This window comes from Streptomyces sp. MS191 (genome assembly GCF_008042125.1).
Classification (GTDB): Bacteria; Actinomycetota; Actinomycetes; order Streptomycetales; family Streptomycetaceae; genus Streptomyces.
Genome location: NZ_RDBI01000050.1, coordinates 1,318 through 22,877, shown reverse-complemented (window position 1 = coordinate 22,877; position 21,560 = coordinate 1,318). Strand labels below are relative to the sequence as shown.

The following is a 21,560-nucleotide window of genomic DNA, read 5'->3' as shown; positions in this document are numbered from 1 at the left end:
GCCCCCGACTGGCCGGCCCCCGGACCCGGCACGCCCCGCGGATGACGGAGCCGTCCCCGGTCCGCCCGTCGCGCGAGCGGCGGCCGGACCCGGCTCAGGCCTCGTCCGCCGCCGGGCGGAGCGCCGCCAGCGCGGCCAGGGTCAGTTCCAGGGCGAAGGGGTAGCCGCTGTCGCGCATGTCGGCGGCGAGCAGCGGGAAGGTCGCGGCGACATGTGGGTGGGTGTCGGCCGACAGCCTGCCGTAGACCTCGCGCCAGACCGCCTCGTCCGCCTCCCGGGCGGCCTTCGGCAGCGCCAGCGCGGCGGCGTCCTGGGCGGCGAAGGCCAGGGCCTGGTCGACGAAGGCGTGGTAGGCGCGGACGGCGAGGGCGTCGGGGAAGCCCGCCGAACGGAGGATGCCGAGGATCCGCTCGACCGCCCGGGTCTCGTGGGGGCGCCCCGTGGTGCGGTACGCGCCGAGGACGGCCGCCTGCGGGTGGGTGAGATAGCAGGCGTGGATCCGCAGGCCCATCGAGCGCAGGTCCTCCCGCCAGTCCCCGGTCGCCCGCCAGCCCTCCTGCGCCCGGCCGATCAGTTCGTCCGCGAGGGCGAGGAGGAGAGCGTCGGTGTTGTGGAAGTAGCGGTAGAGCGCGCTCGGGTCGGCGCCGAGTGCGGCGCCCAGCCTCCGCACGGAGAGCGCTTCGGCGCCGTGCTGGGCGACCAGCCGGAGCGCCGTCTCGACGATGAGCTGCTCCGAGAGGACGGCGCCCTGCTTGGTGGGCCTCCGGCGCTGCCGCCTGGCTTCGGGAACGACACGTTCGGACATGGCCGGGACCTTACGTCAACACCATTGACGTGTAAACGGCCTTGCCGCTTCCATGGCGCCACCACCCGTCGCCTCACGCTCTGGAGCTTTCGAATGGCCAAGGCCGATCTGGTCTTCACCCGCGGCCCCGTCTTCACGGTGGACCCGGCCCGCACCCGGGCGACGTCGCTCGCCGTCGTCGGCGACAGGATCGCCGCCGTGGGCCACGACGAGGTGCGGGATCTCGTGGGCCCCGGCACCGAGGTGGTCGACCTGACGGGGAAGCTGCTGATCCCCGGCTTCCAGGACGCCCACATGCATCCGGTCTTCGCCGGGGTGGAACTGGCCGAGTGCGATCTGACCGAGACGGTCGGCGTCGACGACTACCTGGCCCTGATCCGCGCGTACGCCGACGCGCACCCCGACCGTGAGTGGATCACCGGTGGCGGCTGGTCGATGGAGAGCTTCGAGGGCGGGCTGCCGACCCGGCAGCTCCTCGACTCCGTCGTCCCGGACCGACCGGTCCTGCTGTCCAACCGGGACCACCACGGCGCCTGGGCCAACACGCGGGCGCTCGAACTGGCCGGGGTCACCGCCGCCACCCCCGACCCCGCCGACGGCCGGATCGAGCGCGAGCCGGACGGCACTCCCAGCGGCATGCTCCAGGAGGGCGCCACCGCGCTGGTCGGCCGGCTGCTGCCGGCCGGCACACCGGCGGACCTCCTCGCCGGGCTGCTGCGGGCCCAGAAACTGCTGCACTCCCTCGGCGTCACGGGCTGGCAGGACGCGATGCTCGGTGAGCTCCACGGCCGGCCCGACCCCTCGGACGCGTACGTGACCGCCGCGGGGGACGGCACGCTCACCGCCCGGGTGACCGGGGCGCTCTGGTGGGACCGGGCGCGGGGTGCCGAGCAGATCCCCGAACTGGTCGCGCGGCGCGAGAAGCTGGGAACCGGACGGTTCCGCGCGACCTCGGTGAAGATCATGCAGGACGGTGTCGCGGAGAACTTCACCGCCGCCATGACCTCCCCCTATCTGGACGGCTGCGGCTGCGCCACGGCCAACAGCGGTCTGAGCTTCGTCGATCCGGGGGCGCTGCGCGGATACGTCACGGAGCTCGACGCCCTCGACTTCCAGGTGCACTTCCACGCTCTCGGCGACCGGGCCGTGCGGGAGGCCCTGGACGCGATCGAGGCGGCGGTGGCGGCCAACGGGCACCGCGGCAACCGCCACCACCTCGCCCATCTCCAGGTGGTCCACCCGGACGATCTCACCCGCTTCGCCACGCTCGGCGCCCTCGCCAACATCCAGCCCCTGTGGGCGGCCCACGAGCCCCAGATGGACGAACTGACCATCCCGTTCCTGGGGCCGGAGCGCGCCGCCTGGCAGTACCCGTTCGGTGACCTCGTACGGGCCGGCGCCACCCTCGTCGCCGGCAGCGACTGGCCGGTGAGCAGCCCCGATCCCCTCGCGGGCATCCACGTGGCCGTGAACCGCCGGGATCCCGAAGCCGACCACGACCGGGTCTTCTACCCCGAGCAGCGGCTCGACCTGCCGACGGCGCTGGCCGCGTACACGGCCGGCGCCGCCCATGCGAACGGTCACGACGACGCGGGCAGCCTGCGCGTCGGCAACCTCGCCGACCTGGTCGTCCTGGACCGCGACATCCTCACGGCGCCCGCGGAGGAGATCGCGGAGGCCCGGGTGGAGCGGACCTATGTCGCCGGCCGGCTCGTGCACGCGGGCTGAGGGGGCCGGACCGATGACGCCCGTACGTCGAGGCGGGTCGGGACGAGCACCCCCGGCAGCTCCCGGGCACCGTGCTCCAGGACCGCCACCAGGCGGGCGACGCCCGCCTCCGCGATCGCCTCGGGCCGCAGGCTCAGCGTGGTCACCGGCGGCTCGGTGTGCTCGGCGGTGACGTCCTCGCTCACGCAGACGAGGAGCAGGTCGCCGGGCACGTCGTGGCCGAGGCGGCGCACCGCGTCGAGGACGAGGGGCGGACTCGCCTCGGCCACGACGAGGAGGGCGTCGGGCCGTGCTCCGTCGGCCGCCGGGTCGCCCGCGAGGGCGGTCTCGACGGCGCGGACGACGGCCGGGTTGCCCGGTGCCTCGACGCGGACGACCCGTTCCGGCACGCCGTGCGCCGCGCACCAATCGCGGTGCGCGGCGAACACCTCGGTGTGGAAGCGGGTGGTGCTGTCCGGCACCACCAGGACGGGTCGGCGGGCGCCCTGCTCCCGGACGTGGTCCAGGGCCTCGCGCACGGCGCCGCCGGCGTCGACGTCCACCCAGTACGCCCCGGGCCGCCCCTCGACGGAGCGGTCGCTGAACACGGGGATCCGGGCGGCGAGGAGGTCGTCGACGATCCGGTCGTCGGCCACCGGGTCGGCGACGATCACCGCGTCCAGCGCGAGGTCGGCCCATTCGCTCTGCAGGGAGCCGGCGGGCAGCAGCACCATGGCGTAGCCGCGTCGCAACGACGTCGCCGCGGTGGCGGCGGTCAGCCGGGCGAAGTACGGCGACTCCAGGAAGGCCCAGGGGGCGTCGGCGAACTCCCCGACCACGTATCCGATCAACCGGGCCCGTCCCGCGCGCAGCCGGCGCGCGGTGGCGTTGGGCCGGTAGCCCATTCTGCGCGCGGTCTCGCGGGCCTTCTCCCGAACTTCGGGGGAGAGCCTTCCGGTGCCGTTCAGTGCCGCCGAGACGGTCGTCTTGGAGAGGCCCGCCTCGCGGGCCACGTCGACGAGGCGGACGCGTGGGAGGGGCTGCGAGGGCTGCCCGCCGTGCGGTGAGGCTTCGGTCATGTCCCTGATGCTGCCACCCTCGCGACCTTTGCAAAACCGTTCCCGCAGAGCCTTGTGCGGGAACGTTCCCGCATCAATACTCGCTCCATCCCCCAGCGCCCGTCACTACACCCGTAAAGGGGTGGGTCTGCATGCGCATGTCCAGAACCATCGCGCTTCTCGTCTGTACCGCCGCCCTCGCGGCCACCACCGGCGCCTGCTCCGGCGCGACGACGCCCCGGAACGCCGCCGGCGGCGGCGCGGACTTCAAGGTCACTCCGCTCTCGCCGCCCGCCCAGGGCCCGTTGAAGTCCTTCACCTGGTCCCTGTACGCCGAGCCCTACACGCTCGACTACGCCCTCGCGTACGACTACCCCCCGAACACCGTGCTCGCCAACGTCTGCGAGCAGCTCCTGCGGGTCACGCCCGACATGAGGATCGAGCCCGGCCTCGCGGTGAAGTACGACCGCCCCGACCCGCGCACGCTCGTCTACACCCTGCGCCCCGGGGTGAAGTTCCACGACGGCACGACCATGACCGCCGACGACGTGGTCGCCTCCCTCGAACGCCAGATGGACCCGAAGACCGGCTCCCCCTGGGGCTCGGCGTTCAAGTACGTCGACGCCGTCGAGAAGAGCGGCCCGCTGGAGGTGACGCTCCGGCTGAGCAAGCCCGACGTCCTGCTCAACGAGCTGATGGCCGCCTCCCCCGGCACCATCGAGAGCGCCGCCACCCTCGCCGCGGCCGGCAAGGACTACGGCACCCCCAAGGGCAAGGTCAACTGCACCGGTCCGTACGCCCTCGACACCTGGACCCAGGGTGCCGAGATCACCCTGAAGAAGCACGGCGCGTACTGGGACCGCGAGCTCGTCCCCAAGACGGACACCGTGAGGTTCACCTTCATCGAGGACCCGGCCGCCCGTACCAACGCCTTCCTCTCCGGCAGCGCCGACGGCGGATACATGGTGGCCCCCGCCTCGATCGGGCAGCTCCGCTCCGGCGGCAAGGGCACCGTCCTCTTCGGCCCCAACACCGCCGCGTCGAATCTCGCCGTGCTCGACTTCCGCGGCCCGCTCGGCAACCTGAAGGTCCGCAAGGCCCTCTCCCTGGCGCTCGACCGGAAGAACATCATCAAGGCCGCGGCCGGCGGCGTCGGCGTCCCCGCCAAGGCCCCCGCCGCGCGCGGCGCGTGGGCGCTCGCGCCGGAGAAGACCGCCGCGCTCTACGACACCCTGCCCGAGCCCGTCCACGACGTCGCCGCCGCGAAGAAGCTCGTCCAGGAGTCCGGTGCCACCGGCCGCAAGATCACCCTGGCCACCAGCACCCTGGCGCCCGAGATCAGCGTCGTCGCCAACGCCGTGCAGGCCGCCGGGCGGGAGATCGGCCTGGACGTCGAGCTGAAGTCCGTTCCCCCCGAGGCGTACAGCAGCATCTTCGTCGACCCGGAGGCCCGCACCGGCCTCGACCTGGTCATCACCAACGGCTACGACAACACGCCCGACCCGCTGGAGTTCTACCAGTACCTGCGCACCGGCGACTTCGGGAACTACGGCAACTGGTCGAACTCCGAGTTCGACATCGCCTTCGACCGGGCCAACGCCGAACCCGACCCGGCGGTCCGGGCCGAGCGAACGGCCGTGCTCCAGGGGATCGCGATGCGCGAACTGCCCGTCATCCCGCTCTACGAGGCGCCCTACGTGGTCTTCCTCGGCAAGCGCGTGACCGGTGCCCCGACCGGGATCGCCCAGCTGTACTACCCGTGGGCCGCGACGATCGGGGCCGCGGCCAGATGACCCGCTACCTCATCGGACGGATCCTCGGCCTGGTGGCGGTGCTGTTCACGACCTCCGTCGTGGTCTTCGGCAGCGTCCACCTGGCCCCCGGCGACCCGGTGTCGTTCCTGCTCCACGGCCGCCCCGCGACCCCCGAGGCCGTGGCGGCCCTGCGCTCCCAGTACCACCTGGACGACCCCCTCGCCGTGCAGTACGTGAAGTGGCTCGGCGGCGTCCTCAGGGGCGACTTCGGCAGCTCCGCCCAGTTCCACCAGGACGTCACCGCGCTCATCGGCTCCCGGCTGCCCGGCACGGCCCTGCTCGTCGGGTACGCGGCGCTGCTCGTCACCCTCGTCGGCGTGGCGGCCGGCGTCCTCGCCGCGCTGCGCCCCGGGCCGCTGGACCGGGCCGTGCTCCTCGGGAGCGGCGTCGCCACGGCGACCCCGTCGTTCGTGACCGCGATCGCGCTCGTGTCGCTGTTCTCGGTCCGGCTGGGCTGGTTCCCCGGGCCCGGCGGCACACCGGCGGGGCTCTCCGACCGGCTGTACCACCTGACCCTGCCGGCCTTCGCCCTGGCGCTGACCTTCGCCGGTCTCCTCGCCCGGGTCACCCGCTCGGCGATGCTCGACGAACTCGGCCGGGAGCACGTGGAGGTGGCGCGCGCCCGAGGCGTCCCCTGGCGGACCGTGGTCCGCCGGCACGTGCTGCGCAACGCGCTCGGCCCGGTCGTCACCGTCGGCGGCACGATGCTCGCCGGACTCCTCGTCAGCACCTCGATCGTCGAGACGGCCTTCGACGTGCCCGGCCTCGGCTCGCTGCTCGTGCAGTCGGTCACCGGCAAGGACTTCGCCGTCGTGCAGGCGATCACGCTGCTCAGCGTGGGCGCGTTCGTCCTCGTCAACCTCGTCGTCGACCTGCTGGTCCCCCTCATCGACCCCCGGCTGTCCCTCCACGGGGAAGGCTCCTCATGACCACCACCGCGTCTTCGGAACCCGCCCTCCTGCACCGCAGGCCCGGGCTGCGGCGCCTGCGCCTCGCCGGCCAGGGGCCGTTGTTCACCGCCTCGGTCGCCGTGCTCGCCGCGCTCGTCCTGACCGCGGTGCTCGCCCCCGTCCTCGCGCCCTACGACCCCGAGGCCCTCGACCTCGCGGCGAGCCTGGCCGGGACCACCGGCGACCACCTGCTCGGCACCGACCAGTCCGGGCGGGACATCCTGTCGCGGCTGATGCACGGCGCCCGCACCGGACTGCTCGGACCGCTGCTCGTCGTCGGCGTCTCCACCCTGCTGGGCACCCTGCTCGGCGTGGTGGCGGCCTGGCGCGGCGGCTGGGCGGACTCGGTCCTGTCCCGCTCGATGGACATGGTCTTCGCGATCCCCGGACTGCTGCTCGCGATCCTGCTCGTCTCGGTCGTGGGATCCGGGATGACCGCGCCGGTGATCGCGATGGCCGTGGCCTACACCCCGTACGTGGGCCGCCTGGTGCGCGGCATCGCGCGCCAGGAGAAGGCACGCCCGTACATCGAGTCCTACCGGGTGCAGGGCTGGTCCGGCTGGACCGTCTGCCTGCGCCATCTGCTGCCGAACATCGCCCCCACCGTCTTCGCCCAGTCCGCGATGAACTTCGGCTACGCGCTGATGGACCTGGCGGCCCTGTCCTACCTCGGCTTCGGCGTGCAGCCGCCGACCGCCGACTGGGGCGCCATGATCAACGAGGGCCAGTCGGCCGTCCAGCAGGGGGCGATGCTGCCCGCCCTCGCGCCCTCCGCGTGCATCGTGCTCGCCGTGGTGGCGTTCGGCATCGTCGGCGAGGGGCTCGCCGACCGGATCGCGAGGCGGGAACGGTGAACAGCATGAAGAACCAGCGGGACCGGCGGGACCGGACGCGCGCGACCACGGTGCCGGCCGTGGACACGACCCCCGGCCCGGACACGCGTCCGGTCCTGGAGATCGACGGGCTCGGGGTCCGGCTGCCCGGCGACCGGGCCGCGCGGCCGATCCTGGACGGGATCGGGCTGCGGGTGCGGCGCGGGGAGAGCGTCGCACTGGTCGGCGAGTCCGGCTCCGGGAAGTCGGTGGCCTGCCGCAGCGTCCTCGGACTGCTGCCCCCGGGCGCGCACACCGAAGGCGAGGTCCGGGTCGCCGGCCGGGACGTGCTCGCCATGAGCCGTACGGAGCTGGCCGCGCTGCGGACCCGGCAGGTCGCGATGGTCTTCCAGGACCCGCGTTCCTCCGTGAACCCGCTGCGCCGCGTCGGGGACTTCCTCACCGAAGGGCTGCGCGCGGCCGGCACCCCCGCCGCCGCGGCGACCGCGCGGGCCCTGGAACTCCTCGAGGCGGTCGGCATCCGGGACCCGCGCGGCGCCCTGCGCCGCCGGCCGCACGAGTTCTCCGGCGGCATGCTGCAGCGGGTGGTCATCGCCGCGGCGCTCGCCGCCGAGCCCGCGCTGATCGTCGCCGACGAGCCGACGACGGCCCTGGACGTCACCACCCAGGCGGAGATCGTCGGTCTCCTCGACCGGCTGCGCGTCGAGCGCGGCGCGGGCCTGCTCTTCGTCACCCACGACCTCGAACTGGCCGCCGCCGTCTGCGACCGGGTGTACGTGATGTACGCGGGCCGGATCGTGGAGACCCGGGGCACCGACGAGCTGTTCGACCGGCCGCGCCACCCGTACACCGCGGGGCTGCTCGCCTGCACGCCGAGCATCGCGGCGGACACGCCCGCGCCCCGGCCCATCCCCGGGCGTCCCGTGTCGCTGGCCGAGGCGCCGCCGGGGTGCGCCTTCGCCGCGCGCTGCGCCCACGCGGTGCCGCGCTGCTCCGCGGAGAGGCCCGTACTCGCCCGGCACGGCGACGGACTCGCCGCCTGCCACCGCGCCGACGAAGGGATCACGCTGTGACCGCCTCAGCGGAGGAACGACCGCTCGCCGACAGGCCGGTCGTCGAGGGACTGGTCGTCGAAGGACTGCGGAAACGGTACGGGGACCACGCGGCGGTCGACGACGTGTCCTTCTCCCTGGCGCCCGGGGCCTCCCTCGCCGTCGTCGGGGAGTCCGGCAGCGGCAAGACCACGACGGTGCGGATGCTGGTCGGCCTGGAGCGCCCCGACGGCGGGACCGTGCGCCTCGACGGCCGGGACCGCTCCACGCGACCCCGGGGCCGGGCCGAACGGCTCGCCAGGGCCCGGGAGATCCAGATGGTCTTCCAGGATCCGTACCTCTCGCTCGATCCCCGGGTGAGCGTCTCCGGATGCCTGGACGAGGTGCTCAGGCTCCACACGGATCTCGACGCGCCGGGGCGCGCGCGCCGGGTCGCCGCGCTCCTGGACCAGGTCGGTCTCGGCGCTCGCGAGGCCGCCGCACTCCCCCGCGCCCTCTCGGGCGGCCAGCGGCAGCGCGTGGCGATCGCCCGCGCCCTCGCCGTCGAGCCCCGGGTCCTCGTCCTCGACGAGGCGGTCGCCGCGCTCGACGTGTCGATCCAGGCGCAGATCCTCGAACTCCTCGGTGCGATCCGCCGCGAGTCGGGAATCGGCTACCTGTTCGTCACGCACGACCTGGCGGTGGTCCGGCACATCGCCGACGAGGTCCTCGTCCTCAGGTCGGGCCGCGTCGTGGAGTCGGGCCCGGTCTCCCGCGTCCTGCGGTCCCCCGAACACCCGTACACCCGCCTCCTGCTGGACTCGGTGCCCCGCCGCGGCCGGTTTCCCGGGGGCGGGTGACGGGCGGCACCCGAGGGGCGGGTCCCGGCGTCCTCATGATCCCCCGGACGGCGGGTCCGCGGGCTCTTCACCGGGGCCGCCCGCCTCGAGACGGCGTCGCACCTCCTCGGCCATCGGGTTCCCCAGGGACTCGAGGATCGCGACCGCCTCGGTCCGGGCCTCCCGGGCCTCGGCCGTCCGTCCGACGGCGGTGAGCTGTCCGGCGAGTCCGTCCAGCGAGCGGGCCAGCCCGAGCAGGTCCCCGACCCGCCGCCGTACGTCGACGGCCCGTCCGTACCAGCCCATCGCCTCATCGGTAAGGCCGATCGTCCGGCAGACGTCGCCCAGTCCGTGCAGGGACTTGGCCTCGGTCGGCAGATCGGCCGCCGCACGTGCGCCGGCCAGGGCACGCTCGTACTCCTCGTACGCCGCGGTGGGCCGGCCGAGGGCCAGACTCGACGCGGCCATCTCGGTCCGCGTGATCGACTCGCCTCGCCGGTCGCCGTTGCTCTGGTGGATCGGGAGTGCCTCCTGCTGGCGTTCCAGGGCTTCCTCGTGGCGTCCCATGAGGCGCAGCGTCCAGGCGATGTTGTAGATGCTGGTCGCCTGCCAACGGCTGTCGCCGATGGTCTGGCTGATCGCCAGCGCCTCGGTGAAGTGGCGCATGGCGTCCTCGTGGAGACCCATGTCCGACTCCGCCCCCGCGACACAGATGAGGCTCCAGGTTTCGGCCCACTGGTCGCGCAGGCGGCGGGTGGCCTGTACGGCGGTGTCCGACAGCGCCCGCCGGTAGGTGTCGTGCCGGCGCAGCCGCAGGAAGTACACCAGCGCCACCGGCAGTTTCCACGCCACGTCGTCCAGACCGAGCTGCACCGCCTGGCCCACGGCCGGCACCAGGCTCGGCAGTTCGGAGTCACACCACGCGAGTGCGGCCTCGGGCCCCGGGAACGGTGCGGCCTCGCCGTCCGCGCGGCGTTCGAGAGGTACGTGCTGACGCTCGGGGACCAGAACACGGTCCGCGGCGTCCGCCATCCGCAGATAGTGGGACAGCTCGCGGCCCAGTGCTTCGGCCCGGACCTCGTCGGTCTCCTCCACCGCGACCCGTTCCCGGGCGTAGTCCCGGAGCAGGTCGTGGTAGCCGTACCGTCTGGGTCCCGACACCTCCAGCATGTTCACCGCCACGAGACCGCGCAGAACCCGCAGGGTCTCCGGTTCGGGCCGGTCGATCAGAGCGGCGGCCGTCGACAGGGAGAAGTCCGGCCCGGCATGCAGGGCGAGCAGCCGGAAGGCCCTGGCGCCGGCGGGTGGAAGCTGCTGGTAGGACCACGAGAACACAGTGCGCACTCCGCTTCGCTCGTCCGACATGGACAGCGATTCCAGCCGGCGGCCGTCACCGTCCAGTTCCTCGATCAGTTCTTCCAGACTCGTGCCGGAGGCCGCCTGCTGGGCGGCGATCCGGACCGTGAGCGGGAGGCGGCCGCAGCGCCGCACAAGCCGGGTCACCTCGTCGCCGTCCTCACCGTCGTCGTCGCCCGACAGCCTGCGGAACAGCTCCACCGCCTGTGTCGTGTCCAGCGGTCTGATCTGCACGGGCGTGGCACCGTCCACGGCGGTCAGGCCGCCGAGCCGGTCCCTGCTCGTGACGATCGTGAAGCAACCGGGGGCGGACGGGAGCAGCGGCCGCACCTGGTCGGCGCTGCCCGCGTTGTCCGCGATCAGGAGTACCCGCTTGCCGTCGAGCAGGGAGCGGAAGAGCGCGGACATGGCGTCCAGCGAGCCCGGCACCCGGTCCGCCGGGGCGCCCAGGGCCGAGAGGAATCCGTGGAGGACCTCCTCGGGCGCGAGGGGTGCGAGCGGGTCGTAGCCCCTCAGGTTCGCGTAGAGCTGGCCGTCCGGGTACCGGTCCCTCGCCTGGTGTCCCCAGTGGACGGCGAGTGCGCTCTTACCCACTCCCGCCGGCCCGGAGACCGTGGCGACCCCGTTCGTCGTCGTGGCGACCGTGTTGAGGGCGGCCAGGACGTCCGATCGGTCGGTGAAACAGGTCGCGGCCCGAGGCAGTTGCCTCGGCACCGGCAGAGCCGGCTCCCGAAGGTCGTCCCCGCGCCCGTGGACGCCGCCGTAGACGACCCCGGCCTGCACCACATGGGTGGCGCGGCCGGCGAAGGTGTTGCTCTCTCCGTCCGCGCTCACGTGGACGACCCCGCCCTCCGTGCTCCGGGCGCACGGTCGGGAGCCGTCGCCGAGACCGGGGCGGCGGACAGCCGGTCGATCGCGGTACGCAGACCGGCCAGGAACCGCGCTCCGGCCGGGGCCGTCCCGGCTTCGGCCGCGAGCGTGTCCACGGCGGCGTCTGCCCAGTTCAGGAAGTGGCGGGAGGCCGCGGCGGCGTCTGCCGAGCGGAGCCGGTCCCGCCCTCGGGACCCGCCCGGCGTCCCGTCGCGTGGGGGCGCACCGGCCCGCGCCTGCCAGAGTTCCGCCAGGGCGACCTGGGCATAGGAGCCGCGGAGCGCTTCCCCCGGGGATACGGGGGCGGTCCGCCACGGCACGGGGAGGGAAGCGGGTCCGTCGGTGTCGAAGAAGACGTACGCGTCCGTCAGCGCGTCGAGTTTGGCGCTCTGGAAGTGCCGGAGCAATGCGGCCGCCGTGTCGGTGGTTCTCGTGGGCGTCGCCAGGGCCACCGCACCGAACGGCGCCCGCCCGCGGACGGCAGGGAGACGCGGGTCTCCCGACATCGGCCGCAGGGGGACCACGACCCGGGATGCCGCCCGTAACGGGGCGGCGTAGGCGGGAACCAGCAGGGTCAGCTCGCGGCCTGCCCGGCTCAGGGCGATCTGCCAGGCCGTCCACTGCCGTGGGGAGAGCCGGCCGAGGGCGATGCCGTCGTGCGGGGCGACGGCTCCGGCGGGAGGGACGCGGTACGGGTCGAGGTCGTCCAGCGCGACGGGCAGCCAGGGCGTGTTCAGCCGTCTGACCCCGATCCAGCCGTGGGGCGGCCCGCTCCTCCCCCGGACGGTCACCTCGGTCGTGTGTTCCGCCTGGTCCACCCGCACCGCGCCGAGGCCGGGCAGGTGCGCCAGCCCGTCCCACACGGGGAGGGGCAGTCGTGTGGTGACTCCGGCGTGCCAGGCGACGGCCGCCGCGACACCGGCGATGTGCGCCAGGTCGCGCAGCCCGTCCGCCGTGCCGTCCCCCGAGCATCCGGATGTCTCACGGCGAAGGCGGTCCTTCGCCCACGTACGGACGAACGGGTGCCGGAGGACCTCCGCGGTCTCGGCCGGGTGGCTGCTGTCCAGTTCCATGAGAAGTTGCCGGCCGGCAGCGGCCGCCACCGCCAGGTCCGACGTGCCGCCGTGGCGCGGATCCAGCCCCGCGACCAGGGCCCTGGTCAGCGACAGCTGCATGTCCGCGAGAGCCGTCGTCCCCTGGACCGTCCCCGCTCCCGAGGCGAAGGCGTCGAAGGCGCCGTCCGGCAGCCGGTGAACGTGCGGCGGGGTGGGACCGGTGGGGCGCGGAGCCGCGATCCCCCGCATCCGCGCCGCCGGGATCTCCGACGCCAGCCGTTTCAGGTCGGCGCAGTAGACGGAGGGATTGTCGAATCCCTTGCCGGGCCGGAAGCGGTGGGCGTAGAGGCCGCCCCCGCAGACGCGGACCACCGGGCAGGCGAGGCAGGTGGCACACAGGCCCGCGTATCCCTCGTTGCGGGCGGCGACCCCGGGATGGCGGGCGAGGTCGTCCACGCTGTGCGTGAAGACGGACATGCCGGTCGCGGGAGCGCCGTCGTAGGCCGTCTTGAGGGAGTCGACCTGCTCCCACGATCCGTCGGTGTCCACGACCGCGAGGGCGACGGGCCGGAGCCCCACGGCCTCGCTGCCGCTCGCACCGCCCCAGGCAGCCGACGCGAGAGCGTCGAACAGACGGATCGGCACGGGCCGGCCGTCGGCGATCCAGCGCGCATGGATGCGGCCCAGCCAGGAGGCGTAGGGCGTGGAGGCGCCGCTCGGCCGGGGCGGCGGGTGTGCCCAGGTCGCGTGCGGCAGCAGGAAGTCGAGGCGGGGCGGTGCCTGCTCCATCAGGGCCTCGTACACGCTGATCGGGTCGTTCGCGACGTCGACGGTGCAGAGGAGCCCTCCGTACAGGGGGCGGAACTCCTGACGGCGCAGCAGGGCCAGGCCACGCAGCACCGCCGCATGGCTGCTGCGGCCGTTCGCGTACCGGCGGTGCCGGTCGTTCGCAGCCCGGTCGCCGTCGAGCGAGACGCCCGCCTGCACCCCCGATTCGGCGAAGAGCTCGAGGAATGCCGGATCGAGCCGCACACCGTTGGTCTGGATGTGCAGGCTGAGCCGGACGACGCCGTCCAGGACGCCACGGAGTGTGTGGATCAGCTCGCGCAGGCGCGGGACGCCGAGAAGCAGCGGTTCGCCTCCGTGAAGGGTGATGCGCACCGTGGGGATCGCATGCCTTCCCGCGTGTTCCACGATGCGCTGCGCCACCTGCCGTGCCACGGACGGACTCATGGTGCGGGGTTTCGCCCGCCAGCTCTGGTCCGCGTGCTCGTACACGTAGCAGTGGTCGCAGGCGAGATCGCAGGCGCCGTGGACCTTCAGGACGTACTGGTCGATGAAGGAAGGCACTCGTCCCCGCCGATTTCGGAGTTGAAGGCCGCCATTCGGGCGGGGAGCTCCGGGGTGACGACGCGGCTGCGGAATTCCGCGACCAGTCCCGCGCGATCCGTGAAGAGGCTTGCCAGCGAGATGTTCCTGAGGTCGGGAAGCGGACGCGCGAGAGGTTCGAGGTCGCTCATGGTCACCTTTTCCGCTGCGGCTGGAGACTATGGCCGATCGAGAGTGCTCAGGTCTGCGAAAACACGGCGCGGTGACAAGGGAACTGCCCGCGAGGAGAACAAGAAGGCAGGGGGTATGCGATTCACCCCCGGCCTTACCAGGCTAGCAGCGGGGCGTCCCGCTGTCCCTCGTCTCCCCCATCCCTTCCCGGCAGCACTGCCGTACACTCGGCCGCGTGCGCAGGGAACATGATCGAATATCACAGGTCGTGCTGCGACCCGTCGTCGCGGCGGACGAGGAGAGATTCCTCGAACTGGCACGCGAAAGCGCGCAGTTCCACCACCCCTGGGTCGAACTACCGTCCACGCAAAAGGTCTTCGCCTCCTATCTGAGCCGATCGGACCAGGTGACCGCGGCCTGCATGGTGCTCACACGCAAGGACCACGGCGACCTCGTGGGAATGATCAATATCAACGGCATCGTGCGCGGCCCCTATCAGCGAGGCATTCTCGGCTATGCCGTGTTCCTTCCCTATGCCGGCCGGGGATACATGTCCGCCGGAGTGGCGCTGGCAGTCCACCATGCTTTCGGCGTCATGGGGCTGAACCGGTTGGAAGCCGACGTCCAGCCCGGGAACGATGCCTCTCTCGAACTCGTGCGACGGCTCGGATTCCGGAGGGAGGGCCTCTCGCCCGGCTTCATCAGGATCGCCGACGTCTGGCGCGACCACGAGCGCTGGGCCATCACCTCGGACATGCCCCTGCCACCGGTGCACGGGGGTGGGGACGCGGCATGAGCCGCCCCCGACCGTGACCGAGTGTGGGCCCCGCGCTGGCAGGACACGACGTGCGAGGCCCGAGCCGCGGCGCGCGGAATCACTCCATCGTGAGGCCGCCGTGGATCTCTCGTGTCTGCACCACGTTCTTGGCCTGCCCGTGGAAGGAGTTGGCGACACCGCCGGACGCCGCCTGGTTCCACAGCGTCTCGCACTGCTGCCGGAACGACGGGTCGCGCGTGAACTCCTCGTCCAGCGCGCTCGCGATCTCGTCCTCCGACTCGGGCACGACCGCGCGGCCCGCGAAGCGCTCCCGGACGCGCCGCCACAGTGCGGGCAGGGCCGCCCCGGTGGACTCACCCGCCCCGGTGGCGATCCCGGCCGCGAGCGCTCCGGCGATGGCGAGGGACAGGGGATCCATGGATGACCTCCACTCGGCGGACAGCGGACGTGCCCTGACCATCATGGAGGCGCGGCCGCACGCGCACCATAGGGCCTGCCGGCGGGGTGCCCCGGCGCGCGCCGGCTCCGGGCGCCGTCCCGCGGTCCGGGGTCGACCGCGTGCGGCTCCCGTGGGCGGATGTCCGCCGCCGGCGACGCGGCGGCCCGCCACCCGGCGGAACCCGTCCGGTCGCTGCCGCGTACGCGTGTTCCCCTGACGGGAGAACCGCTGGAGGAGCGGCCTCCAGGGTCCCCTCGGGCGTCTTCCGTGTGCCATTCGACGGCAGTCGGCCGCGATGATCCATGTCACTGCCGTGGGACCTTCAGAAGCCCTCCGGCAGCCCTTAGCGTTGCCGAAACGAGCCGGGCGGGACGCGGGCGAGTGAGTGCCGTACCCAGCGCGGCACGTACTCGCCGGCGACGTCGTCGTCCCTTGGCGCTCGTCACCGGCAAGGTGAAGGGATCAGGATGTTCCGCAAGGTGTTGGTAGCCAATCGCGGGGAGATCGCGATTCGCGCGTTCCGCGCAGGTTACGAAGTGGGTGCGCGGACGGTGGCCGTCTTCCCCCACGAGGACCGCAACTCGCTCCACCGACTCAAGGCTGACGAAGCATACGAAATCGGCGAGCCCGGACATCCGGTGCGCGCCTACCTCTCCGTGGAGGAGATCATCCGGGCGGCTCGGCTGGCCGGCGCCGACGCCGTCTACCCGGGCTACGGATTCCTGTCCGAGAACCCGGAACTGGCGCAGGCGTGCGAGGACGCCGGCATCACGTTCGTGGGCCCGAGCGTCCAGACCCTGGAGCTGACCGGCAACAAGGCCCGCGCCGTGGCCGCCGCCCGCGAGGCCGGGGTTCCCGTGCTCGGCTCCTCGGCGCCCTCCACCGACGTGGACGAACTGGTCGCGGCCGCCGAGGAGATCGGCTTCCCCGTGTTCGTCAAGGCCGTCGCCGGCGGCGGCGGCCGCGGCATGCGGCGCGTCGAGGACCCCGCGACCCTGCGGGAGTCCATCGAGGCGGCGGCCCGCGAGGCGGAGTCCGCCTTCGGCGACGCCACCGTCTTCCTGGAGAAGGCCGTCGTCGACCCCCGCCACATCGAGGTGCAGATCCTCGCCGACGGCGAGGGCAACGTCATCCACCTGTACGAGCGCGACTGCTCGGTGCAGCGGCGCCACCAGAAGGTGATCGAGCTCGCCCCGGCCCCGAACCTGGACCCGGAGCTGCGCCGGCGCATCTGCGACGACGCCGTGAGGTTCGCCCGCCGCATCGGCTACCGGAACGCGGGCACCGTGGAGTTCCTGCTCGACCGGGACGGCAACCACGTCTTCATCGAGATGAACCCGCGCATCCAGGTCGAGCACACGGTGACCGAGGAGGTCACCGACATCGACCTGGTGCAGTCGCAGCTGCGCATCGCCGCCGGGGCGACCCTCGCCGACCTCGGTCTGTCGCAGGACTCCGTCGTCCTGCGCGGCGCCGCGATGCAGTGCCGGATCACCACCGAGGACCCGGCGAACGGCTTCCGCCCCGACACCGGCATGATCAGCGCCTACCGCTCTCCGGGCGGCTCCGGCATCCGGCTCGACGGCGGCACCACCCACGCCGGCACGGAGGTCAGCGCCCACTTCGACTCGATGCTGGTCAAGCTGACCTGCCGGGGACGGGACTTCAGGACCGCCGTCGACCGCGCCCGGCGTGCGGTGGCCGAGTTCCGGATCCGGGGCGTGTCCACCAACATCCCGTTCCTGCAGGCGGTGCTCGACGACCCCGACTTCCAGGCCGGGAACGTCACGACGAGCTTCATCGAGGAGCGGCCGCACCTGCTGACCGCGCGCCACTCGGCGGACCGCGCGACGAAGCTGCTCACCTACCTCGCCGACGTCACGGTGAACAAGCCGCACGGCCCCCGGCCGGACCTCGTCTCCCCGGCGAGCAAGCTGCCCGCGCTGCCCGCGGGCGAGCCGGCGGCCGGCTCCCGGCAGCGGCTCCTCGCGCTCGGCCCGGAGGGCTTCGCGCGCAGCCTGCGCGAGTCGCCCACCATCGGCGTGACCGACACCACCTTCCGCGACGCCCACCAGTCGCTTCTCGCCACCCGGGTCCGGACCAAGGACCTGCTGGCCGTCGCGCCGACGGTCGCGCACACCCTGCCGCAGCTGCTGTCCCTCGAGTGCTGGGGCGGCGCCACCTACGACGTCGCGCTGCGCTTCCTCGCCGAGGACCCCTGGGAGCGCCTGGCCGCGCTGCGCGAGGCCGTACCGAACATCTGCCTGCAGATGCTGCTGCGGGGACGCAACACCGTGGGGTACACGCCGTACCCGACCGAGGTGACCCACGCCTTCGTCGAGGAGGCCGCCGCCACCGGTATCGACATCTTCCGGATCTTCGACGCGCTCAACGACGTCGAGCAGATGCGGCCCGCCATCGACGCCGTGCGGGAGACGGGGACGGCGATCGCCGAGGTCGCGCTGTGCTACACGTCCGACCTCTCCGACCCCGCGGAGAAGCTCTACACGCTGGACTACTACCTGCGGCTGGCCGAGAAGATCGTCGACGCGGGTGCGCACGTGCTGGCGATCAAGGACATGGCCGGCCTGCTGCGCGCGCCCGCCGCGGCCAAGCTGGTCTCCGCGCTGCGCCGGGAGTTCGACCTGCCGGTGCACCTCCACACCCACGACACCGCGGGCGGCCAGCTCGCCACCTACCTCGCCGCCGTCCAGGCCGGGGCGGACGCGGTGGACGGCGCGGTCGCCTCGATGGCCGGCACCACCTCGCAGCCGTCGCTGTCGGCGATCGTCGCCGCGACCGACCACTCCGAGCGGCCCACCGGCCTCGACCTGCAGGCCGTCGGCGACCTGGAGCCGTACTGGGAGAGCGTCCGCAAGATCTACGCGCCCTTCGAGGCGGGTCTGGACTCGCCGACCGGGCGTGTCTACCACCACGAGATCCCCGGCGGGCAGCTGTCCAACCTGCGCACGCAGGCCGTCGCGCTCGGCCTCGGCGACCGCTTCGAGGAGATCGAGTCGACGTACGCCGCCGCGGACCGGATGCTCGGCCGGCTGGTGAAGGTCACGCCGTCGTCGAAGGTCGTGGGCGACCTCGCGCTGCACCTCGTGGGTGCCGGGGTGCCGCCCGAGGACTTCGAGGCGACGCCGAACCGCTTCGACATCCCCGACTCGGTCGTCGGCTTCCTGCACGGCGAGCTGGGCACGCCGCCCGGCGGCTGGCCGGAGCCGTTCCGCAGCAAGGCGCTGGAGGGCCGCGCCGGCCCCAAGCCGATGCAGGACCTGACCACGGAGGACCGCGCGGGACTGGACAAGAACCGGCGCGCCACGCTGAACCGGCTGCTCTTCCCGGGGCCGACGAAGGCGTACGAGACGCACCGTCAGGCGTTCGGCGACACCAGCGTGCTCGACAGCAAGGACTTCTTCTACGGGCTGCGTCCGGGGAAGGAGTACACCGTGGACTTCGGGCCCGGCGTCCGGCTGCTCATCGAGCTGGAGGCCGTCGGCGAGGCCGACGAACGCGGTATGCGCACCGTCCTGTCCACCCTGAACGGCCAGTTGCGGCCGATCCAGGTACGGGACAACGCGGCGGCCGCCGACCTCCCGGTGACCGAGAAGGCCGACAGGTCCAACCCGGGTCACGTCGCCGCGCCGTTCGCCGGAGCGGTCACGCTGGCCGTCGCCGASGGCGWSCAGGTCGAGGCCGGTGCGACGGTGGCAACGATCGAGGCAATGAAGATGGAGGCCGCGATCACCGCGCCGAAGAGCGGCCGGGTGTCCCGGCTGGCGATCGCCCGGATCCAGCAGGTGGAGGGCGGCGACGTGACCCGGGTTGGACCTGTCGGCCTTCTCGGTCACCGGGAGGTCGGCGGCCGCCGCGTTGTCCCGTACCTGGATCGGCCGCAACTGGCCGTTCAGGGTGGACAGGACGGTGCGCATACCGCGTTCGTCGGCCTCGCCGACGGCCTCCAGCTCGATGAGCAGCCGGACGCCGGGCCCGAAGTCCACGGTGTACTCCGTCCACCTGGCAGCCCCTGAAGCAGAGCGACGACTACTCCTTCGGCGGCGGCCGGGGTCACACGGGTGTGGGCACGGCGGCGTCCGGTGGCACGGCGTGCGGGACGCCGAGCGCGTCCAGCCGGGCGCGGTGCCCGGTGAGCCGGGCGGCGAAGTCCGGCCAGTCGGCCGTGGCCCCCCAGGCCCGCTCGGCGAGCGCGCACAGGCGGGGGAAGCTCAGGTACTCGATGTGCGCGGGCGTGGTGACGAACTCGGTCCACAGCTGGCCCTGCGCGCCGAGGATCCGCTCGGCGAGGTGCGGTTCGGCGGCCGGCGGTGTGAGGTCCATGTCGTGCACGGTGCGCAGGCCGACGATCACGCCCGGCTGGGCGGCGGGTTCGCGGGGGTGGTCGCTGCGCGCGTAGTCGAGGTAGGTGGCGCGGTGGTCGGCGTAGACGACCTGGTGCCCGCGGCGGGCGGCCGCCCAGGCGTGCGCGGGTGCGCGCCAGCTCATCACCGTGCACTCCAGGGGCAGCGTGGTCCCGGTCTCGGCCCAGGCGACCGGTCGCCGGCCCGCCCGGACGACGTGCTCGGCGATGCGGGCCAGGAACCAGCCGTGCAGGGCGCGGGGGCCGGACAGCCCCTCGCGCGCGGCGCGGGCGAGGGCGGCCGGGCTCTCCTCCCACTCGGTCGTGGGGCACTCGTCGCCGCCGATGTGGACGTGGGCGGAGGGGAAGAGGTCCATCACCTCGTCCAGGACCGTGCGGAAGAAGTCGAGGACGTGGTCGCCGACTCCGAGGACGTCGGTGCACACGCCCCACCGCGTCCAGACGTCCAGCCGCCGTTCGGGGTGGTTGCCCAGGGCGGGGTACGCGGCGAGCGCGGCGCGGGCGTGGCCGGGTACCCCGACCTCCGGCAGCACGGTCACGCCGCGGGCGGCGGCGTACCCGACGAGGCCGGCGAGTTCGGCCCGGGTGTACGAGCCGCCGTGCGGCAGGCCGTCGAAGCGCTCGCTGCCGGCCGGCCCGACCATCGACTCGGCCCGCCGGCCGCCGACCTCGGTGAGCCGCGGGTGGGCGGCGACCGGCATCCGCCAGCCCTGGTCGTCGGTGAGGTGGAGGTGGAGCACGTTCAGCTTGTGCAGGGCCAGGAGGTCGACGTAGCGGCGGAGGTAGGAGACCGGCTGGAAGTGGCGCGCGACGTCGAGCATGGCGCCGCGCCAGGGCCGGTGCGGCACGTCCGTGATCTCCACGCCGGGCAGCTCCCAGTGGTCCGCGCCGCGGAGCTCGCCGGACAGGGCCTCGTAGGGCAGCAGTTGGCGCACGGTCTGGACGCCGCGCAGCATGCCGGTCGGCCGGGCCGCGCGGAGCAGGACCCCGTGCGGGCCGACGGTGAGCCCGTAGCCCTCCTCGCCGAGGCCGGCGAGGGTGGGGTCGACGGCGAGGACGAACGTCCCGTCCTCGGCGTGTCCGGGGCGGAGCCCGGTGAGCGGTTCGAGGTAGTCGCGCAGCAGGGCGGCGGCGGGTTCGGCACCGGGGGTGACGCGGAGCCGGGTGCCGGCGTCGATGCGGAACCGGCCGGGGCGCGGGGAGAGTTTGCCGGGGCGGGGTACCAGGGCGAGTTCGGGGCGTGGCAGGTCCACGGGACGGGTCTCCGGTGATCGGCGGGGCGCGGGACGGACGGCGGTGCGCGGCTCAGCCCTTGACTCCTCCGGAGGCGAGGCCCGAGGTCACGTGGCGCTGCAGGGCGAGGAAGACGATCAGCGCGGGCAGGGCGAAGAGCGTGGAGGCGGCCATGGTGGCGCCCCAGTCGGTGCCGAAGGTCGACTGGAAGGAGGAGAGCCAGACCGGCAGGGTGCGGCTGTCCTGCTGCTTGATGATCAGGAAGTTGGCGTAGGTGAACTCGTTCCAGGCGGTGATGAACCCGAAGAGGGAGGTGGCCATGAGGCCGGGTGCGAGAAGGGGGAAGGCGATCCTGCGGAACGCGCCCACCCGGGTGCATCCGTCGACCTGCGCCGCCTCCTCGAGTTCGGGCGGGATGCCGGCGATGAAGCCGCGGAGCACCACCACGGTGAACGGCAGGGTGATCATGAAGTAGACGAGGGTGAGGGTGGGCAGCCGGTCGAGCATGCCGGTGTCGCGGGAGATGATGTAGACGGGGATGATGAGCGACTCCCACGGCGCCATCTGGGCGATGAAGACCGCCAGCATGAACTGCCGCCGGCCGCGCCACCGCAGCCGGGCGACGGCGTAGGCGGCGCCCAGGGCGACGAGGAGGGCGAGGAGGACCGCGCTCAGCGTGACGAGGATGCTGTTGCGCCAGAAGAGGCCGAAGCCGTCCGCGTCGACGGCCCGCCGGAAGTGGTCGAGCGTCCATTCCCGGGGCAGCAGCCGGGGGTCGTAGGACTGGATGTCGCGGGAGGGCCGGAGCGCGGTGGCGACCATCCAGTACACGGGGAAGAGGCAGATCACCACGGTCACGGTGGCGGCGGTCCACAGCGGGAGCCGTCGGGCCGCGCGACGGGCGGCGG

The 21,560-nt window shown here is 73.2% G+C and carries 15 protein-coding genes and 1 pseudogene; 8 read left to right on the top strand and 8 right to left on the bottom strand.

Annotated features, from left to right (window positions below):
* Nucleotides 1-94 precede the first annotated feature (94 nt).
* A complete protein-coding gene (locus EAO71_RS22275; RefSeq protein WP_147979631.1) occupies nt 95-805 on the bottom strand; it encodes a TetR/AcrR family transcriptional regulator in 711 nt (236 codons plus the stop codon).
* A gap of 93 nt (nt 806-898) precedes the next feature.
* On the opposite strand from EAO71_RS22275, the gene EAO71_RS22270 reads away from it, so the two are divergent.
* Complete coding sequence (locus EAO71_RS22270) at nt 899-2,533, top strand: amidohydrolase (protein ID WP_147979630.1); 1,635 nt, start codon at nt 899-901, stop codon at nt 2,531-2,533.
* On the opposite strand, the gene EAO71_RS22265 is transcribed toward EAO71_RS22270, so the two are convergent.
* Nucleotides 2,500-3,591, bottom strand: a complete 1,092-nt coding sequence (locus tag EAO71_RS22265; protein WP_147979593.1) for a LacI family DNA-binding transcriptional regulator — start codon at nt 3,589-3,591, stop codon at nt 2,500-2,502. The two genes, EAO71_RS22270 and EAO71_RS22265, sit on opposite strands and share 34 nt — an antisense overlap.
* A gap of 131 nt (nt 3,592-3,722) precedes the next feature.
* On the opposite strand from EAO71_RS22265, the gene EAO71_RS22260 reads away from it, so the two are divergent.
* From EAO71_RS22260 to EAO71_RS22240, 5 genes are read left to right on the top strand one after another with little or no spacing between them, the layout of a single operon-like run.
* The gene (locus tag EAO71_RS22260; RefSeq protein ID WP_147979592.1) at nt 3,723-5,363 is read left to right on the top strand and encodes an ABC transporter substrate-binding protein; all 1,641 of its coding nucleotides are present in this window, start codon (nt 3,723-3,725) and stop codon (nt 5,361-5,363) included.
* A complete protein-coding gene (locus EAO71_RS22255; protein WP_147979629.1) occupies nt 5,360-6,313 on the top strand; it encodes an ABC transporter permease in 954 nt (317 codons plus the stop codon). The genes EAO71_RS22260 and EAO71_RS22255 overlap by 4 nt, the downstream gene beginning before the upstream one ends.
* Nucleotides 6,310-7,188 carry an ABC transporter permease gene (locus tag EAO71_RS22250; RefSeq protein ID WP_147979591.1) on the top strand — a complete coding sequence of 293 codons (879 nt, stop codon included), beginning with the start codon at nt 6,310-6,312 and terminating at the stop codon, nt 7,186-7,188. Before EAO71_RS22255 ends, EAO71_RS22250 begins: the two co-directional genes overlap by 4 nt.
* 5 nt (nt 7,189-7,193) lie before the next feature.
* Entirely contained in the window at nt 7,194-8,240 is a 1,047-nt protein-coding gene (locus EAO71_RS22245) for an ABC transporter ATP-binding protein (protein ID WP_147979590.1), read from the top strand.
* Nucleotides 8,237-9,058, top strand: a complete 822-nt coding sequence (locus EAO71_RS22240; protein ID WP_261992282.1) for an ABC transporter ATP-binding protein — start codon at nt 8,237-8,239, stop codon at nt 9,056-9,058. The genes EAO71_RS22245 and EAO71_RS22240 overlap by 4 nt, the downstream gene beginning before the upstream one ends.
* Before the next feature lie 33 nt (nt 9,059-9,091).
* Here the strand turns inward: EAO71_RS22240 and EAO71_RS22235 are convergent, their stop codons facing one another.
* Genes EAO71_RS22235 through EAO71_RS22225 form a run of 3 tightly spaced genes read right to left on the bottom strand, consistent with a single transcriptional unit; the run spans nt 9,092 to nt 13,838 of the window.
* Entirely contained in the window at nt 9,092-11,227 is a 2,136-nt protein-coding gene (locus EAO71_RS22235; protein WP_187282783.1) for an ATP-binding protein, read from the bottom strand.
* Complete coding sequence (locus EAO71_RS22230; RefSeq protein WP_147979588.1) at nt 11,224-13,668, bottom strand: FxsB family cyclophane-forming radical SAM/SPASM peptide maturase; 2,445 nt, start codon at nt 13,666-13,668, stop codon at nt 11,224-11,226. The genes EAO71_RS22235 and EAO71_RS22230 overlap by 4 nt, the downstream gene beginning before the upstream one ends.
* Nucleotides 13,638-13,838 (bottom strand): hypothetical protein, encoded by a 201-nt coding sequence (locus EAO71_RS22225; protein ID WP_147979587.1) that lies wholly within the window; start codon nt 13,836-13,838, stop codon nt 13,638-13,640. Before EAO71_RS22225 ends, EAO71_RS22230 begins: the two co-directional genes overlap by 31 nt.
* Before the next feature lie 215 nt (nt 13,839-14,053).
* Between EAO71_RS22225 and EAO71_RS22220 the strand changes: the two genes are divergently transcribed.
* Nucleotides 14,054-14,614, top strand: a complete 561-nt coding sequence (locus EAO71_RS22220; RefSeq protein WP_147979586.1) for a GNAT family N-acetyltransferase — start codon at nt 14,054-14,056, stop codon at nt 14,612-14,614.
* 79 nt (nt 14,615-14,693) lie between these two features.
* Here the strand turns inward: EAO71_RS22220 and EAO71_RS22215 are convergent, their stop codons facing one another.
* A complete protein-coding gene (locus EAO71_RS22215) occupies nt 14,694-15,014 on the bottom strand; it encodes a hypothetical protein (protein WP_147979585.1) in 321 nt (106 codons plus the stop codon).
* 488 nt (nt 15,015-15,502) lie between these two features.
* Between EAO71_RS22215 and EAO71_RS22210 the strand changes: the two are divergent.
* Nucleotides 15,503-18,859: pseudogene (locus EAO71_RS22210) on the top strand (pyruvate carboxylase); the annotation flags it as partial.
* Between the two features lie 250 nt (nt 18,860-19,109).
* On the opposite strand, the gene EAO71_RS22200 reads toward EAO71_RS22210, so the two are convergent.
* Nucleotides 19,110-20,672 (bottom strand): beta-N-acetylhexosaminidase, encoded by a 1,563-nt coding sequence (locus EAO71_RS22200; RefSeq protein ID WP_147979584.1) that lies wholly within the window; start codon nt 20,670-20,672, stop codon nt 19,110-19,112.
* A gap of 52 nt (nt 20,673-20,724) precedes the next feature.
* The coding region (locus EAO71_RS22195) for a carbohydrate ABC transporter permease (RefSeq protein ID WP_147979627.1) at nt 20,725-21,560 on the bottom strand (836 nt) is incomplete at its 5' end.

Excerpts from the sequence above, each read along its gene's own strand:
- EAO71_RS22275 (WP_147979631.1), bottom strand. The coding sequence starts at position 805 with ATGTCCGAACGTGTCGTTCCCGAAGCCAGGCGGCAGCGCCGGAGGCCC.
- EAO71_RS22270 (WP_147979630.1), top strand. The coding sequence starts at position 899 with ATGGCCAAGGCCGATCTGGTCTTCACCCGCGGCCCCGTCTTCACGGTG.
- EAO71_RS22265 (WP_147979593.1), bottom strand. The coding sequence starts at position 3,591 with ATGACCGAAGCCTCACCGCACGGCGGGCAGCCCTCGCAGCCCCTCCCA.
- EAO71_RS22260 (WP_147979592.1), top strand. The coding sequence starts at position 3,723 with ATGCGCATGTCCAGAACCATCGCGCTTCTCGTCTGTACCGCCGCCCTC.
- EAO71_RS22255 (WP_147979629.1), top strand. The coding sequence starts at position 5,360 with ATGACCCGCTACCTCATCGGACGGATCCTCGGCCTGGTGGCGGTGCTG.
- EAO71_RS22250 (WP_147979591.1), top strand. The coding sequence starts at position 6,310 with ATGACCACCACCGCGTCTTCGGAACCCGCCCTCCTGCACCGCAGGCCC.
- EAO71_RS22245 (WP_147979590.1), top strand. The coding sequence starts at position 7,194 with ATGAAGAACCAGCGGGACCGGCGGGACCGGACGCGCGCGACCACGGTG.
- EAO71_RS22225 (WP_147979587.1), bottom strand. The coding sequence starts at position 13,838 with ATGAGCGACCTCGAACCTCTCGCGCGTCCGCTTCCCGACCTCAGGAAC.
- EAO71_RS22215 (WP_147979585.1), bottom strand. The coding sequence starts at position 15,014 with ATGGATCCCCTGTCCCTCGCCATCGCCGGAGCGCTCGCGGCCGGGATC.